The 16,423-nt window shown below is 42.1% G+C and carries 14 protein-coding genes; 1 reads left to right on the forward strand and 13 read right to left on the reverse strand.

The window, feature by feature from the left end; translation table 11 throughout:
• Positions 1-6 precede the first annotated feature (6 nt).
• Entirely contained in the window at positions 7-1,650 is a 1,644-nt protein-coding gene (bshC, locus tag NTX44_07455) for a bacillithiol biosynthesis cysteine-adding enzyme BshC (protein ID MCX6121443.1), read from the forward strand.
• A gap of 54 nt (positions 1,651-1,704) precedes the next feature.
• Here the strand turns inward: bshC and aroA are convergent, their stop codons facing one another.
• The 13 genes from aroA to NTX44_07520 form a co-directional block, all read right to left on the reverse strand.
• Positions 1,705-2,988 carry a 3-phosphoshikimate 1-carboxyvinyltransferase gene (gene aroA, locus NTX44_07460; protein ID MCX6121444.1) on the reverse strand — a complete coding sequence of 428 codons (1,284 nt, stop codon included), beginning with the start codon at positions 2,986-2,988 and terminating at the stop codon, positions 1,705-1,707.
• A gap of 71 nt (positions 2,989-3,059) precedes the next feature.
• On the reverse strand, positions 3,060-5,234 hold the full coding sequence (gene pnp, locus NTX44_07465; protein ID MCX6121445.1) for a polyribonucleotide nucleotidyltransferase: 2,175 nt from the start codon (positions 5,232-5,234) through the stop codon (positions 3,060-3,062).
• Between the two features lie 67 nt (positions 5,235-5,301).
• Positions 5,302-5,571 (reverse strand): 30S ribosomal protein S15, encoded by a 270-nt coding sequence (gene rpsO / locus NTX44_07470; GenBank protein ID MCX6121446.1) that lies wholly within the window; start codon positions 5,569-5,571, stop codon positions 5,302-5,304.
• Between the two features lie 37 nt (positions 5,572-5,608).
• A complete protein-coding gene (locus tag NTX44_07475; protein MCX6121447.1) occupies positions 5,609-6,556 on the reverse strand; it encodes a bifunctional riboflavin kinase/FAD synthetase in 948 nt (315 codons plus the stop codon).
• On the reverse strand, positions 6,534-7,268 hold the full coding sequence (gene truB / locus NTX44_07480) for a tRNA pseudouridine(55) synthase TruB (GenBank protein MCX6121448.1): 735 nt from the start codon (positions 7,266-7,268) through the stop codon (positions 6,534-6,536). Before truB ends, NTX44_07475 begins: the two co-directional genes overlap by 23 nt.
• Positions 7,265-7,645: a 30S ribosome-binding factor RbfA gene (gene rbfA / locus NTX44_07485; GenBank protein ID MCX6121449.1), complete on the reverse strand. Its 381-nt coding sequence runs from the start codon at positions 7,643-7,645 to the stop codon at positions 7,265-7,267. Before rbfA ends, truB begins: the two co-directional genes overlap by 4 nt.
• A gap of 10 nt (positions 7,646-7,655) precedes the next feature.
• Positions 7,656-10,346: a translation initiation factor IF-2 gene (gene infB / locus NTX44_07490; protein MCX6121450.1), complete on the reverse strand. Its 2,691-nt coding sequence runs from the start codon at positions 10,344-10,346 to the stop codon at positions 7,656-7,658.
• A 37-nt stretch (positions 10,347-10,383) separates the two neighbouring features.
• Complete coding sequence (gene nusA / locus NTX44_07495; protein ID MCX6121451.1) at positions 10,384-11,781, reverse strand: transcription termination factor NusA; 1,398 nt, start codon at positions 11,779-11,781, stop codon at positions 10,384-10,386.
• Positions 11,782-11,815: 34 nt separating this feature from the next.
• Complete coding sequence (locus NTX44_07500; GenBank protein ID MCX6121452.1) at positions 11,816-12,268, reverse strand: hypothetical protein; 453 nt, start codon at positions 12,266-12,268, stop codon at positions 11,816-11,818.
• 121 nt (positions 12,269-12,389) lie between these two features.
• Positions 12,390-13,118: a TIGR00730 family Rossman fold protein gene (locus tag NTX44_07505; protein ID MCX6121453.1), complete on the reverse strand. Its 729-nt coding sequence runs from the start codon at positions 13,116-13,118 to the stop codon at positions 12,390-12,392.
• 11 nt (positions 13,119-13,129) lie between these two features.
• Positions 13,130-14,158, reverse strand: a complete 1,029-nt coding sequence (ltaE, locus tag NTX44_07510; GenBank protein ID MCX6121454.1) for a low-specificity L-threonine aldolase — start codon at positions 14,156-14,158, stop codon at positions 13,130-13,132.
• A gap of 7 nt (positions 14,159-14,165) precedes the next feature.
• A complete protein-coding gene (lnt, locus tag NTX44_07515) occupies positions 14,166-15,830 on the reverse strand; it encodes an apolipoprotein N-acyltransferase (protein MCX6121455.1) in 1,665 nt (554 codons plus the stop codon).
• On the reverse strand, positions 15,830-16,420 hold the full coding sequence (locus NTX44_07520) for a phosphatase PAP2 family protein (protein MCX6121456.1): 591 nt from the start codon (positions 16,418-16,420) through the stop codon (positions 15,830-15,832). The genes lnt and NTX44_07520 overlap by 1 nt, the downstream gene beginning before the upstream one ends.
• Between the last annotated feature and the right edge of the window lie 3 nt (positions 16,421-16,423).

Consider the following 16,423-nt stretch of genomic DNA (forward strand, 5'->3'; position numbering starts at 1 on the left):
ATGCCTATGAATTGCATCCCATTCAATGAACTCCAATCCGGGGAATCAGGGTTTTCCCGTCTTTTTGTCGACTATATCGACAATTATTCGCGTGTGAAAGATTTTTTCATCGGTGATTTCCGTGATAAGAATCTCTGGCAATCACGGCTCAATGCGGTGACACATCGAGAGATAGACCGTTCTTCGGTTGCTCAAGTTCTTCTCAATCAGAATCGAGATTATCATTGCGGCATCAAGACATTAGCAAACATTGATCTTCTTCTGAATGAAAATACAGTTGCCGTTGTTACAGGTCAACAAGTTGGTCTTTTCACAGGACCACTCTATACACTGTATAAAATATTGACCACGTTAAAACTTACCGAGCAACTTTCGCAGCAATATCCTGAATACAACTTTGTCCCGATATTTTGGATTGAGGGCGAAGACCACGATATAGAAGAAGTGAGTTCTTTTTCAATCCTCAATGCATCGAATGAACTTCAGCAGCATCGCTATCCCTCTGAAGAAAAAACAAGTGGGACTAATGTAGGTGCAGTTGGCAGCGTTCATTTGGATGAATCAATAGGAATGCTCTTCAGCAGTCTGCATCAATCATTATTACCGACAGAATATTCGCCAAAAGTCTTTGAGTTATTTGAAACAGCGTACCAAAAAGGAATGACATTCAGTCGCGCATTTATCCATCTCGTCAATGTTTTACTTGAAGATTCCGGGCTGATTTTCTTCGATCCTCACAATCCTGATACAAAGAAAATACTTAAGCCAATCTTTGAACAGGAATTAAATAATATCTCACACACATGTCAGCTTGTTATTACGCAAAGTGAGCTTCTGGAGAAGCAATATCATGCACAGGTAAAACCACGTGCAGTAAATCTTTTTCTATTTCACAATGGAGGAAGGTATGCCATAGAACCTCGCGAGCAGGGCTTCTCCCTGAAGGGAACACGTCGAACTTTTAGTAAAGAAGAAATGCTTGAATTTTTAAACACTGACCCGAATCTTTTTAGTCCAAATGTTATTCTCCGGCCTATCTGTCAGGATTATCTCTTCCCAACTCTTGCATATGTTGCAGGGCCATCTGAAGTTGCCTACTTTGCACAATTTAAGCTGCTCTATGAGAATTTTGACATTCCTGAACCTATCATATATCCTCGGTGCAGTGCAACTGTTGTGGAAGATCGGATCCAAAAAATTATCAATAAATATGGCCTTCAATCGAAGGATTTCTTTACTGATATTGATATTCTCAAGGGACGAATAACCGCAACCATCTCGGATTTCAAGGTCGAAGAATTATTCTCAAATACATTTGGCACAGTGTCCGAAAGTTTAACCAGTTTGAAGGGTGGCTTAGAATCAATAGATCCAACACTTGTTCCGGCAATGGAAAGCACTCTTTCACGGATGCAAGGGGCACTGAACGGTTTAAAAGAAAAGACTCTTGCTGCACAGGTACGTCAGCATGAAATATCACTTCGTCAATTGGACAAAGTGTCACTAAGTCTCTTTCCGAATTCTAACTTGCAAGAACGAGAAATGAATATTGTTTATTTTTTGAATAAATACGGATTGGAATTCTTACGCTGGCTGCGCAGTGAACTTGTTCTCGATAAGTTCATGCATCAGATTATCAACCTTGAATAAAAATGGCGAATCGAATGATTCGCCATTTCGTACTGCCAATGGTTCATTGTATTTTTAAATACGTGGAGAAGAAAGCAGCTTTTGCCAAAATTCCGGAAATGAGATTTCGGCGCATTCGGTATTTTCTATAGTAATGTTTGGAATTATTAGCCCCGCTATTCCGAAAGACATTGCAATTCGATGGTCACCATAACTAGGAATAACGGTTCCTGAATACTGTTTCTTCCCTTCAAAAGCGAATCCATCTTCATATTCTTCCACTTCACAGCCCAACAAACGCAGATTATTCACAATGGCAGAAATTCGATCTGTTTCTTTTGCTCTGAGTTCTCGTGCATCGTGAATGCTAAATGTACCCTCTGCAAATAACGCTGTTACTGCGAGAATTGGAATCTCATCTATAAGGTCAACAACTTCTGCACCCCGCAGATCAAGATTACTTTTCAACTCTGAGTACTGAACAACAAGATCACCAAGAGGTTCACCTTCGATGATTTGTTCGTTTTCAACTTTGATATGACCACCCATTGTTTTGAATACATCTAAAATATGTTTGCGCGTTGGATTGAGTCCAACATTTTGTATGATGAAATTTGATCCTGGTACAATCAATCCTGCGGAAAGAAAAAATGCTGCTGCGGATATGTCTCCAGGAACAAAAAACTTTTTCCCTTCAATTTTCACGTTCGGGTGAACTACAACGACATTGGACCCATTTTTTATTTCTGAATGCAAGCCGAGCATTCGTTCAGTATGATCGCGGGATTTAGAATTTTCAATGATCGTTGTCTGACTATCAGCAAAAAGGCCGGCAAAGAGCACAGCAGACTTCACCTGTGCACTTGGCACAGGCAAGGTATATTGAATTGCATGAAGTTGTTCGACAGGTTCAAGAAACAGCGGAGCAGTATTCTTTTCAGTGCCATGGATATTTGCACCCATTTGTCGAAGTGGATCCATGATACGCTTCATTGGTCGTTGGCAAAGTGAGGAATCCCCAAGAAGTACCGAGTGGAAATTCTGACCTACGAGAATGCCTGAAAGCAAACGCATCGTTGTACCAGAATTACCTGCATCTAAAGGAGTGGATGACTCCTTCAAGCTACGACGTCCTTTTCCATGTATCAAAATACAAGTATCACGTTCCTGAACCTGAACTCCAAGTTGTTTAATACATGAAAGTGTGCTGAGGGGGTCTGCCGCATGCGAACAGGAACTTACTTCCGATACACCGTCTGCAAGAGCGCCTATCATAAGAGCTCTGTGTGAAATGGATTTATCACCAGGAATTTGAAGATTCCCTTTCAATCCATGTATTTGTGGAATAGTAAGATTCATAAAAGAAATCCTCACATCATGTATTCATTGTATGTGATGTGAGGATATGTACTCCTTGCAGAATGAAATGATTAACGACGTGAATGCCGGTCGTCTCTACCTCCACTTCGATGATCTGTCTTTTTCCGCTCACGGGAACGCTTCATTTCCTCACTCGCATTCTCTCCGCCAGGCAGTAATGCTTTATGACTGAGGCTCATTTTTCCATCTGCGTCGATATGCATTAATTTAACTTCAAGCGTATCGCCTACTTTCACAAAGTCATCTACTTTTTCTACACGCTGCACATTGAGCTGAGAGACGTGTACCAATCCTTCTTTCCCTGGTAGAATTTCAACGAATGCACCGAAGTCTGTAATTTTTTTAACCGTTGCCTTATATACTTTATCTATTTCCGGTACATCGGCAAGACCACGAATATAGAGCATCGCCTTATCCGCGGATTCTTTTTCTACTGCTGCAACCGTTACCGTACCGTCATCGTCGACATTGATCTCTGCACCGCTATCTTTGACGAGCTGACGAATATTCTTTCCGCCAGGTCCAATGAGTGCGCCAATCATATCAACTGGAATCTTTATAGTCTGCAAACGCGGTGCATACTGAGATATTTCCGTCCGTGCGGCAGGAAGGCTCTGAGCCATAATATCAAGAATGTGCATTCGTCCTTCTTTCGCTTGAGCAAGCGCTTTCTCAAGAATCTCAAATGAGATACCTTTAATCTTGATATCCATCTGGAATGCAGTAATTCCAACAGTTGTTCCAGCGACTTTGAAATCCATATCGCCAAGATGATCTTCATTTCCCAGAATGTCGCTCAGAATGGCAACTTGATCAGATTCCTTTACGAGTCCCATTGCAATACCGGCGACCGCGCGGCTCATAGGAACACCGGCATCAAAAAGTGCCAGTGTACCCGCACACACCGTTGCCATTGATGATGAACCGTTTGATTCAAGAATATCAGAAACGACACGAACGGTGTATGGAAAATCTGCTTCAACCGGAATCAATCGCTTCAGCGAACGCTCTGCAAGATTTCCATGTCCAATTTCACGCCGTCCTGTAGAACCAAGTCTGCCGACTTCACCAACGGAAAACGGTGGAAAATTATAGTGGAGCATGAAGCGTTTCGTTGTTTCAGGCAGCAACCCTTCCAGAACTTGTTCGTCCATTTTTGTCCCAAGTGTTGCAGATGTAAGACTTTGGGTTTCACCGCGTGTAAAGAGCGCAGAACCATGTGTACGAGGCAGAATCCCAACTTCGCAGGTAATGTTTCGAATGTCCGTCAACCCGCGTCCATCAAGACGTTTGCCATCGTTGAGAATAGTAGACCTCATTGCATCACGTTCGATATCGTGGAGTACTTCGTCTATGACAAGCTCTTTTTCAGGATATTTTTCTGCCAAAGAAGTTTTGACTTCAACATACACTTTATTTGTCGCTTCAGATCGTTCCTCTTTTGCCATCACTGTACGGCTCAATTGTTTCATCTTGGCTTCTGCAAGAATCTTGACGTCTTCTTGCAAACCAGACGGGATTTCCGGAACAATAATTTCTCGTTTCGGCTTATTAATTTCTTTAGCAAGTTCCATTTGAATAGCACAAAGGCTCTTTATTGCCTCATGGCCGACTCGCAGCGCTTCAAGTAAATCATTTTCGGAAGCTTCGATAGATTCACCTTCAACCATGACAATAGAATCATTCGTTCCAGCAACGGTAATATCTAACTCGCTCGACTCTAGTTCCTTGAATGTTGGATTCACAATATACTTTCCACCAATACGGCCTACACGTACTTCTGCGATGGGGCCATCAAATGGGATATCAGATACCATGAGAGCCGCAGATGCCGCACATGCACCAAGAACATCGCCGTCATGTTCCATATCAGAAGAATACACAGTGACAAGAACCTGCGTTTCGTTTGTGTATGTCTTAGGAAACATCGGTCGAATAGGACGATCAATCAAGCGTGACGATAATATTTCTTTTTCTGTAGGACGTCCTTCACGCTTGAAAAAGCCCCCAGGAATTTTTCCTGCTGCCGCTGTTTTTTCACGATATTCGACTTGTAACGGAAAATAATCCTGTCCTTCTTTGGCTTCATAAGAACTCACGACGGTTGCCAGTACCATGGTATCTCCATACCTGACCATGACCGCGCCATGTGCTTGTTTGGCAAACCTGCCGGTTTCCAGCGTGAATGTTTTTCCGTTGACTTGTATTTCCTTTGTGACCTTCATAGGTGCCTGCTTCTTTCTTCTAAAGAACCACGTACTAAAAAAATGCTATCAATTAAACCGTCGTTGTTTACTTACGAATCTCAAGCTCTTGAATAATTTTCCGATATCGTGCAATATCCTTTTTCATTAAATAGTCTAGAAGCCGGCGCCGCTTGCCGACTAATTTCAGCAAACCCAGCCGAGCATGGTGATCTTTTTTAAATGTATCAAGATGCGGGGACAGACTGTTAAGATTCGCCGTGATAAGGGCAATTTGTACTTCAGGAGTACCTGTATCTGAAGAATTTTTGCCGTATTTATTAATTAGTTCTTTCTTTTGCTCGGTTGTAATTGGCATTTTAGCTCCTTGTAAATTTAATTGTACTACAATAGTTCTATACTATACTTTTATATTCAAGCTGTAAAACGCTGCTTAATTCCTTGTCTTTGTGCATCTGTTGAATAAGTTCTTCCGCCGAATTAAATTTGAGTTCATTGCGCAGTCTACGCAAGAAACCGATTTGAATATCAGATCCATAAATATCTTCATCAAAATCGAGAATATGTACTTCAATTGTGCGTCTACCAGTTGATGGAAAGGTTGGACGCACTCCAATACTTGCCATACCAAAATACGTATCCTCCCCGACATCAACCTTCACAAAATAGATTCCGTTGTCAGGGATAAGTTTTTTCTGTGAATCAAGTTCTATATTTGCTGTTGGATAACCGAGAAGACGTCCTCTCCGGTCTCCAGCAACAACAGTCCCGCGCAATGTATAAGGTCTGCCTAACAATTCTGCGGCCTGATCTACCATTCCCCGGTTGAGTTCGTTTCGTATGATAGAACTATTCACCGGTGTACCGTTATGAACGAATGGTTCAATGTTCACAACATCAAATTCAAATTCTTTACCTAATTGTATCAACGACCCAATTGTTCCTTCGCGGTTCCTTCCCCAGTGATGATCATACCCTTCAACAACTACGTTCATTCCTATTCCGCCGATTAAGTATGTGACATAAAAATCACGAAAACTCTGGTTCGAAAATTCTTTATCAAAGGTAATCACAAGAAACCAATCTACGCCTAATTTCTCGCATACCTCTTGACGTTCTCGCAGAGTCGTGAGAAGTTGTATCTTCGTATCTGCCTGTGCAACAACTTCTCGCGGATGCGGCTCAAACGTTACCACGACACTTCTGCCGTTTCTCTTTCTTGCAAGAGCAACGACTTCTTGTATAATCTTTTGATGGGCAAGATGAACACCATCAAAAGTCCCAACCGTTATCACTGAATTTTTATTAAACGGAATCTCTTTAATTTGTCGAGCCAATTTCATGATAGCTCTGATTTGTTATGGAGATTGAATTCCGCCAATCGATCAATTGATCTATTGTCATAGCTTGTACAACACGATGATCACCAATGCGTGTTCGTCTCAGCGCAGTCAACGTTGCACCGCATCCAAGTCGCAGTCCAAATTCATCTATCAAAGAACGAATATAGGTACCTTTTGAGCAAACAATACAAAAATCGACATACTGATCACGAATAGTACTAATTTCAAAACATGAAACATCTATTTCCCGTTCAACGCGTTCTACAGTTTTTCCGGCACGCGCGTATTTATAGAGTGGTTTTCCTCCATATTTCACTGCCGAATACATAGGCGGCAGTTGGAACTGCTTGCCGATAAAACTCTGTGCTGTCTCTTTTATCTGCTTTTCAGTGACAGCAGAAGAATCTTTCCGTTCATGAGCTACTGTTTCTGTATCGAAACTTGGAGTCCGCTCTCCAATTTTACACGTACCCGTATATTCTTTTTCTAATCCAACAAACTGTTCAATACTTTTTGTTTTCTTACCCGTGCAGACAATCATCAAACCTGTTGCATGTGGATCTAATGTTCCTGCGTGCCCCACTTTCCGTACATCGAAGAGCACACGTACTTTTTTAACAACATCGAACGACGTCCAATTTAAGGGCTTATCAAGAAAGAGAACTTCACCTTCAATTGAAAAGTCATGGAATACAACATTCTCTTCATTCATGCATCAGTCGAACTTTTCTCTTCTTCTTTCTTTGAATCATTCTCGTGAATTTTATGAAAAATATTCTCGAGTTTCATTGCCCGGTCCAACGTTTCATCCAAATAAAAGATAATTTCAGGTGTAAAACGTAAGCGCACCGCATGTCCAAGCATTGAACGAATCGACGATTTTTGAGCTTCTAATTTGGCGAAACTTTTTTTCTTCCGCTCTTCGTCCCCAAAAATGCTCACATACACTTTTGCGACCTTAAGGTCTGGACTCATGAGCACTTCTGTCACAGTTAAAAATCCGAAATCGGCCATGCTGAAGTTGCGTTGAAACAATACGCTCAATTCTTCTTTAATGAGCGATCCAACTTTTTCTGATCGAACAGACACATTCTATCCTTTATTCCAATTTACGTTTGGTCTCTACAGTCTTATACGCTTCAATAATATCGCCATTCTTGATGTCGTTGAAATTTTCAAGACTAATACCGCATTCAAATCCTTGTTCGACCTCTTTAACATCGTCTTTAAAACGCTTCAGCGAGGCGATAGTTCCATCAAACACTTCAATGCCATCACGTACGAGACGTACATGATTGTTCCGCATGATTTTACCATCTCTCACATGGCAACCGGCAATCGTTCCGATTTTAGATATTTTGAAGACATCACGGACATCTACTGTTGCAGTCACTTCTTCTGTTACCGTTGGCGCTAACAAACCTTCCAGCGCTTTTCGTACATCGTTAATGGCATCATAAATAATATTATAGATTCTGATATCAACATCTTCGTGCTGTGCAAGCTGGCGTGCTTTGAGATTGGGACGGACATGGAATCCGATAATCACCGCGCTTGAGGCCATAGCAAGCAATACATCTGATTCAGAAATACCACCGACGCCTTTATAAATTACCTGTACTTTGACTTCATCGGTCGAGAGTTTCATCAAAGAATCCGAAAGAGCTTCTGCCGAACCATCCACATCTGCTTTGACAATAACCGGCAGATCGCGTACTTGTCCTTCTTTGATTTGCTGCGATATATCGTCTAATGTGACGCGTCTGTTTTGTCTGAAATCCTGTTCACGCTTCAACTGCTGACGCGTGAGACTAATTTCACGTGCTTGATGTTCGTCTTCAATGCCAATGAGATCATCGCCTGCCTGTGGAATGCCATCGAAACCAACTACCTGGACAGGTTGCGATGGTTTAGCGGCTTCTACTCGTTGACCCCGCTCATTAAACATAGCTCGTACGCGTCCGCTCCAAACACCACAGACGAATGAATCACCAATACGCAAGGTACCTTTTTGCACTAAAATTGTAGCAATGATTCCTTTGCCTTTATCCAACTCAGCTTCCACAACAGTTCCGCGTGCTTCTCTATTTGGATTAGCTCGAAGATTCAACATCTCGGCTTCCAGCAAGATTTTTTCGAGAAGCAAATTGACATTTGTCCCCTTTTTCGCCGAAAGTTCAACTACCTGATGCTTCCCACCATATTCTTCCACCAGAAGTCCTCGTTCCGCTAATTGTTGTTTGATTCGTTCAGGATTAGATTCTGGTTTATCGATTTTGTTAATTGCGACGATGATCGGGACGTTTGCTGCCTGTGCATGACTTATAGCTTCCACGGTTTGCGGCATCACACTATCGTCTGCAGCAACCACGAGCACCACAATATCCGTCACTTGGGCGCCTCTGGCGCGCATTGCAGTGAATGCTTCGTGGCCTGGCGTATCAAGAAATGTGATCTGTTTATCCTCACCAACTGTGACCTCATATGCCCCGATATGCTGTGTGATTCCACCTGCTTCACCGGCAACAACATTTGCACTTCGAATATGATCGAGCAACGATGTTTTACCGTGATCGACATGTCCCATAATCGTGACGACTGGCGCGCGCGGAAGAAGTGTCTCTTCGTCATCTTCGATGTCCGAAAGCGCTTCTGACGAAAACTCTTCCTCAAAGTCCACCTGAAATCCAAACTCGTCAGATACCAGCGTAATGGTGTCTTTATCTAAGCGCTGATTGATAGACACCATAATGCCAAGACCCATAACTTTTTGTATGACTTCAGCCACCGTTACCTGCATGAGATTAGCAAGTTCACCAACAGTAACAAATTCTGTCACTTTAATGCGCATCTTATCATGTTCAATCTGATCAAGCTTTTTCTGTTCTTCTTCTTCGCGCTTTTCTTTTTTCTTCCTGCGTATGGCGGCACGCGCGATGGCTAACTCGTCACCTGGATCAGCCAGAGTCTCACGAATTGCCTTCGCTACTTCATCTTCATTCACTTCAGCGCGACGAACTCGTTTACGTTTTCGCGATTTTGATTCTTCTTCATCCTCCGACTTCCCCGGTGCCGACTTCGTCTTTTTAATTTCATCGCGAACCTTTTTCTTTTTCTTTTTTCTTTTTTCTTCTATCTCCGGTTTCTGAGCACTTCGAGCAGGAGTGAGATCTATTTTCCCCTTGATTGTTAATCCGCGCTGCGAACGCGCAACAGCAGCTTCCAATGGAGTTTGTACTTGCCTTTTTGCCCGCCCTGCAGGTTTTTCTTTGCTTGGAGCTTCTCCCTTCGGTTTCTCAGCTATTGATTTTACTTCAACAACCGGCAATGGAGGTTCAATTGGCTTTTCAGTCATTACAGCTTTTTCTACTTCATGCTGCGGGATTTCCCTAACAGGGATTTTTTCTGCTTCTGTCGTATGCGGTAGAGGAATTTCTTCCACAGCTTTCACTAACGGTTCTTCTAGTATTGGCTGTGGTTCTCCCTTTTTTAAAGGAACTTCTTCTGCAGCTTTCTTTTCTACCTTCTCGGTGATCTCTGCTTTTTCGGGCGATTCTTTCTTCCGTGTAGAACGGAATTCTTGAATCTTGCGCTGATGCCTCTCTGCAACTTCTTTGTCTTTCTTAAAATGGCCCATAATAACTGGCATCATATCCTCAGTCACAGAGGACATGTGGGACTTCACATCAAATCCCTTCTTTTTGAGAAAGTCGATAATCGTCTCGCTTGAAAGGTTTAACTCTTTTGCGAGGTTGAAGATCTTCATTTTTTTAAAACCTTGTTCAGACATTCTGATCTTCTTTCGTTACACACGAAATGAGTGTTATTTACTCGCCTTCCGGCTTAGGTTCTTCTGTCTTTTTAACTGTTGATTCTTCGTGCGTTTTTATATCTGCAGAGATTTCCTCTTTTTCAGATTTTTCTTCTTTTCCTGATCCATCGATCTCTGCAAGCAAGGCATCTGTTTCTTCGTCAACTTCAATTTCTGCTTCTTCAAAACCCTTCTTCAACATTGTAAGAATCTCGTCCACCTTTTCCGGTTCGATACCGAGTGTATTCACCAAATCTTCTTTTGACGTTTGGATAATATCACGCACCGATTTGTAGTTTTCATCAAAGAATTTATGGAAAAGGACATCGCCCAGTTCTTCACGGAATTCCGAAAGATCCATGTCGTATTCTTCTTCCTCTCCGCCTTCTTTTTGCACATTCAACTCATACCCTGTCAATTTAGAGGCCAAGCGAACATTCTGTCCGCCTTTGCCAATCGCGAGAGAAACCTGATCGTTGGCAACATTGATGATTGCCTTCTTATTGTCCTTATCCATTTGAATTTCTTTAAGTTTCGCCGGTGCAAGTGCACGCTGGATAAATACCATGGGATCTTCAGAATAATTAATGACGTCGATATTCTCGTTATTCAATTCTCGAACTATTGCATGGATACGCACACCCTTCATTCCAACGCATGCCCCGACAGCATCAATACGTTCGTCGTGTGAAAGAACTGCCACTTTGGCTCTGTCACCCGGTTCGCGTGCAATCCGTTTAATTTCAATGATTCCGTCGTAGACTTCGGGAATTTCAATTTCAAACAAACGCATAAGGAACGCAGGATCTGTTCTGGATATGACGACAGTCGGATTCCCTGCTCCTTTGCGGACTTCTTTTACAATAGCGCGGATCGTGTCGCCTTTTTTATACCGCTCCTTGTAAATTTGTTCGTTCCTTGGCAGAAGCAATTCATTCTTGTTGTGCATGACAAGAATTTCGCCCTTGCCTTTTCGAATCTGATAAATCTCACCTACAACAATTTCCCCGATAGAGTTCGTATATTCATTAAAGATCGCCTCACGTTCGATTTCTTTGATGCGTTGATTTAAGTTTTGCTTTGCACTAATCACAAGGCGGCGGCCAAAGTCTGCCAATGGAACGATTTCAACAAACTCTTCTCCGGCGACTAAATTATCTCCAGATTTCTTTTGTGCATCCGCAACGGATATCTGTGTGGATGGATCTTCCACCACTTCGACAACTTCTTTTTCAAGGTAGATTTCGATGTCACCTTTGTCCATATTGACGACAACGTCATATTTTACATTTGGTCCGTACTTCTTCTTCACCATCATCCCAAAGATATCTTCCACTATTCCGATAAGGATATCCTTGTCGATGCCTTTTTCGCGAGCCATCTGTGCGAATGATTCAACAATCTCGTGATTCATTTTACCTCCATGCGACAGAGCATCGATCTGTTACTTACCAGGGAAGCTCTTCAATTGATTCAATAATCTCATTAAAAGAAACTTTACAGGTTTCTTCATTTTTGGTGATAAAAGTTAAAAGATCACCTTCTATTCCGCCAAGTTTGGCGATGATTTCTGCAACTCCATCATCAATTCGATACCGTACGTGAAATTGTCTACCTATATTTTTACGATACTGCCTTAACAGTTTAAGCGGCTTCGTTAAATCAGGAGATGACACTTCCAATACATACGAACTCTGGATGGTGTTTTGAAGTTCCAGCGCTTCTCCAATTTTTCGGTTGAGCTCAGTGCATTGACCAATTGTTATACCTGAATCGGTATCCACAAAGAGCTGCAACACCTTTCGCTGCTCACTGTGCACAATATGAAAATCGACAATGAATGCATCAATTGCACTGAGGAAAGGAGTCGCTATTTCTTCAATTTTTTGTTGTAAATCCATTAACTCAGGATTCCAAAAAAAATAGCCCGTCTACCTCGGGCTATCTACATCAACTGTGTATAATATACACAATGACTTTTGAAGAAGCAAGAAAATTTGCTATGTATAGATTCCGGGTAATTTAGAAATTCGTAATCATGACGTTTTTTTTGTAGAAATTCTCGATAATTGTAGCGGCTTCGACCGGATCGTCAGTTACGTGAATCAAATCTATATCTTCAGGAGCGATCATTTTCTCCTGAACAACCGTCGTTTTGATCCAATCAACAAGACCTTTCCAGTAATCTGAACCCATAAGGATAATCGGAAATGCTTTTGTTTTTTTTGTCTGTACAAGTGTAAGCGCTTCAAAGAATTCATCAAACGTACCAAATCCTCCAGGCATGACGATAAATCCATGGGCATACTTAACAAACATTACTTTTCGGACAAAGAAATGCCTAAAAGTTTGCATTCTTCCTCGATCAATATACCTATTCGCGTCTTCTTCATGCGGCAGTTCTATGCAGACACCGACAGAATTTCCTCTTTGCTCTTGTGCCCCTTTATTTGCCGCCTCCATAATGCCGGGACCGCCACCGGTAAGCACGTTGAACCCATGCTTGACAAGTTCTTTCGCCACCAGCACTGCAAGATGGTAGTAACGCGAATCCGGCTCTAATCGAGCAGAACCAAATACAGAAACGAGATTCTTTTGTCGAGCCATCATAGTAAACCCATCGACAAATTCTGCCATAACGCGGAAGATACGCCATACATCATCCTGCGCTGAGAGAAGCCCCTTGAGTTGTTGATCTTGTTGAATGTCGTAATCTGTCCGAGATTGATGATCGAGATTGTTGTTCTCCATACGTTCTCCTTTTAATTACAGAGAAGTGATTGTATCGCTGCCGATGCTTTTTTAATTTGTTCCATACTCACATCAAGATGTGTTACCGCACGCAAAGTAGAGTTACCCATTTCTGAAATAAGAACACCTTGAGCTTTTAACTGAGAGATAAGCTCTTCCGCGTTCTCTGATCTGCCGCTCACAGTGAAGATAAGAATATTTGTTTGCACAGAATTTAAATCAAGCGAAATACCGGGAAGAGTACATAATTCTTTTGCTAACCATTTTGCTTTGTCGTGATCTTCCTTCAAACGCTTAATGTTATGGTCAAGGGCGAATAATGCGCCTGCCGCAAGAATTCCCACCTGGCGCATTCCGCCGCCAAATATTTTTCGATATTTACGTGCGGATTCGATTTTCTCTCGCGTTCCAGTTAAAGCAGAACCAACCGGAGCCCCCAAGCCTTTTGAGAAACACACTGAGACTGTATCAAAAAAGCGGGCATATTCAATGGGAGCAATACCAGTTGCCACAGAGGCATTCCAGAGACGAGCGCCATCAAGATGAAGGGAAAGTTTTCTGTTTCGCGCCACGTCATGGATTTTCTGAATTTCTTCAAGTGGATAAATTGTTCCGCCTGCCTTGTTGTGTGTATTTTCAAGACAGAGCAGTGAAGTCTTCGGATTGTAATACACCGATGAGCGAATTGCTTGAGGCACCTGATCTGCTTTTAAGATACCATGGGTTCCCTTGACGGTACACAACTGTACATTCGAAAGAAATGCAGCTCCAGCCGTTTCGAAGTTAAAGATATGCGATTCGCTTTCGACAATAACTTCATCACCCGGCTGAGTTTGCACTTTGATTGCCAGTTGATTTGCCATCACACCTGATGGCACAAAAAGCGCCGCCTCTTTGCCAAGAAGTTCAGCTACTCTTTCCTGCAATCGATTTACTGTTGGATCTTCACCATACACATCATCGCCAACTTCAGCAGTGAGCATCGCCTCTCTCATTTCATGAGAAGGTTTTGTTACTGTATCGCTTCGCAGATCGATCATGTCCACTTCAGTTCCCTTTTGATTTATTTATTTTTACGATTGCTGAAAATAGCATTAATATTGACATCACAAGACATATTTGAGCTACGACATCTCCGTAGGCAACATAAAATGTTTTTTTTGATAACAAATCAATATCCGCAATAAATTGAGCTTTTGTGTACAAATCTGTTGTTACTTGTCTTTTACCTGTCGGATCAACAACCATGGAAATACCGCCGTTTGCGCACTGAACTACCCAGCGCCGAGTTTCAACTGCTCTTAAAGATGCAAACGAAGCATGCTGATATGCACCAGGCGTATTACCCCACCAGCTATCGTTTGTGATAATGACGAGAAATTCGGCTCCTCGTTTCACAAATTCTCTTACATAATTTGGATAGACCGATTCATAGCAAATCATTCCAGAAAATTTTGTTTGACGGCCATCTTTCAAACGTAATGCGTACACAACAGTATCCTCACCTTTTCCCCAGCTTGAAATTCCTACGTTCCATTTAAGGGGCTCGATGAGAAACCGAAATGATTCTGCGTAGGGAATGCGCTCTGCAAATGGAACCAAGATTGACTTCTTATGAATTTGTCCAATGACGCGGTGAGGCTGAATGAGAACACCAGCGTTGTATGATTCCACATAGAGATTTGACATTCCAATTCTTTCCGCAGTTGCCGGCGCATGTAATGAATCGAAATATTCTGCAGTAGGAAGCCCCGTATAAATAGGAAGGTTCAGTGTATCGGCAAGTGAAAGAAGCTCTGAAAGATAGAGAGAATATCGAGGCAAGAGAATGTGAAATGGAATAGCTGTTTCCGGCCAGATAATCATATCCGGTTTGAGTTTGGAAAGTTGTTGTGTTTCAGTAAAATAATAATTGAGTTGACGAACATATGATTCGAATTTATCACCGAAACTTCCGCCCCATTTGTCCCAGGGATCAAAGTTTGGTTGAAGGATGCCGACAGATATTTTATTATTGACATCTATCGATTCCTTCTTCATAGCATACGTGCCGTAGAGAGCAGAACCAAAATACAGGATGACCAGAACTGATACTAAAAAGAGGATCTTTCTTGATCGAAGCTTCCATGTGCCGCTCGCTTGATTCCATAGTATCAAAAAAGCTATACTATTGAATGTAAAAATGAGAAGTGTCAACCCGTACACAGAGGAATATTCAACTATCTGGATTCGATGAAGATCATATGCCTGGCTATTTCCAAGTGAAAGCCATGGAAACGAATATTCGCCCAGCGAGTGAAGATATTCAAACGAAGTCCAGAACAAGGCAAATGCTATGAGTCCCTGAATAAGTCCAAGCTTTTTCTTAACAAGAAATGCCAGTACAACTATCGGCAGGAAGAATAGCGGATGAATGAAAATAACTGCAGCACCGGCTGTCATCATCCACAGATCTTTACCGACAACAAATCCGCCTGTCCAATATACCGTTATGAGATGGAAAACGAAGAGGAATAAATACGAATACTTTGCAATCTTGTAAAAAGATTCTAATCTGGCGAAAAGGAAAAACAGTGGGATAAATGCAACATACGCCAGTGTATAAAATGGAGACGGCGGAAAAGAGAAACCGAGAAGAATTCCGGAAGCAACTGAAAGCCCTGCACGCGGCAACCATCGGTCTTGAGTTTGATGTAATTCGGAATCAGTCATCAAAAGCTTTCTTCGTACGCTTTGTTATGCCGAACGCTGTACCAAAGTTTTTCTAATGCAATAAAAACGAGAAGCACGCTCCCAGCGCAAAATAATCCGATGATTGCGCCACCGATTATATCAGATGGATAATGAACGCCGACGTACACACGTGAAAAAGCTACAAGTGATGCAATCCCAAAAAACCACCATTGAGCCCGGGGAAAAAAGAAAGCCAATATCAGAGCGGCTGCAAAATTATTGACGGCGTGCGAAGACGGAAATGAGAACCCGCTTCCGCAGCTAACGAGGAGATGAACATTGTGCAGAACGTGGCATGGTCTTGGGCGTTCCAGCCAATACTTGAGCACAGAACTGCTTAATTGGTCACTCACAACAATAGTAACAATGAGAAGCAGGGCCGCGATCTTAACATGACGCCTCCCCCTAATAAGCATCCATAGAAGAATGACGGCTACGAAGACCAATACTAGTCGCAGCTTATTCAAGTCGGTGATGATTGGCATAAGAAAATCGAACACTGAATTGGACAACGAACCATTCACAAAGTGGAACAATTTAATATCGATAAAATTGAGATATTCGAGCACAAG

Source organism: Ignavibacteriales bacterium (assembly GCA_026390575.1).
Classification (GTDB): Bacteria; Bacteroidota; Ignavibacteria; order UBA10030; family UBA10030; genus Fen-1298.

What these genes read in the sequence shown, in the direction of transcription:
- bshC (MCX6121443.1), top strand. Translation starts at nt 7, where the DNA reads ATGAATTGCATCCCATTCAATGAACTCCAATCCGGGGAATCAGGGTTT.
- aroA (MCX6121444.1), bottom strand. Translation starts at nt 2,988, where the DNA reads ATGAATCTTACTATTCCACAAATACATGGATTGAAAGGGAATCTTCAA.
- pnp (MCX6121445.1), bottom strand. Translation starts at nt 5,234, where the DNA reads ATGAAGGTCACAAAGGAAATACAAGTCAACGGAAAAACATTCACGCTG.
- rpsO (MCX6121446.1), bottom strand. Translation starts at nt 5,571, where the DNA reads ATGCCAATTACAACCGAGCAAAAGAAAGAACTAATTAATAAATACGGC.
- NTX44_07475 (MCX6121447.1), bottom strand. Translation starts at nt 6,556, where the DNA reads ATGAAATTGGCTCGACAAATTAAAGAGATTCCGTTTAATAAAAATTCA.
- truB (MCX6121448.1), bottom strand. Translation starts at nt 7,268, where the DNA reads ATGAATGAAGAGAATGTTGTATTCCATGACTTTTCAATTGAAGGTGAA.
- infB (MCX6121450.1), bottom strand. Translation starts at nt 10,346, where the DNA reads ATGTCTGAACAAGGTTTTAAAAAAATGAAGATCTTCAACCTCGCAAAA.
- nusA (MCX6121451.1), bottom strand. Translation starts at nt 11,781, where the DNA reads ATGAATCACGAGATTGTTGAATCATTCGCACAGATGGCTCGCGAAAAA.
- NTX44_07500 (MCX6121452.1), bottom strand. Translation starts at nt 12,268, where the DNA reads ATGGATTTACAACAAAAAATTGAAGAAATAGCGACTCCTTTCCTCAGT.
- NTX44_07505 (MCX6121453.1), bottom strand. Translation starts at nt 13,118, where the DNA reads ATGGAGAACAACAATCTCGATCATCAATCTCGGACAGATTACGACATT.
- ltaE (MCX6121454.1), bottom strand. Translation starts at nt 14,158, where the DNA reads ATGATCGATCTGCGAAGCGATACAGTAACAAAACCTTCTCATGAAATG.
- lnt (MCX6121455.1), bottom strand. Translation starts at nt 15,830, where the DNA reads ATGACTGATTCCGAATTACATCAAACTCAAGACCGATGGTTGCCGCGT.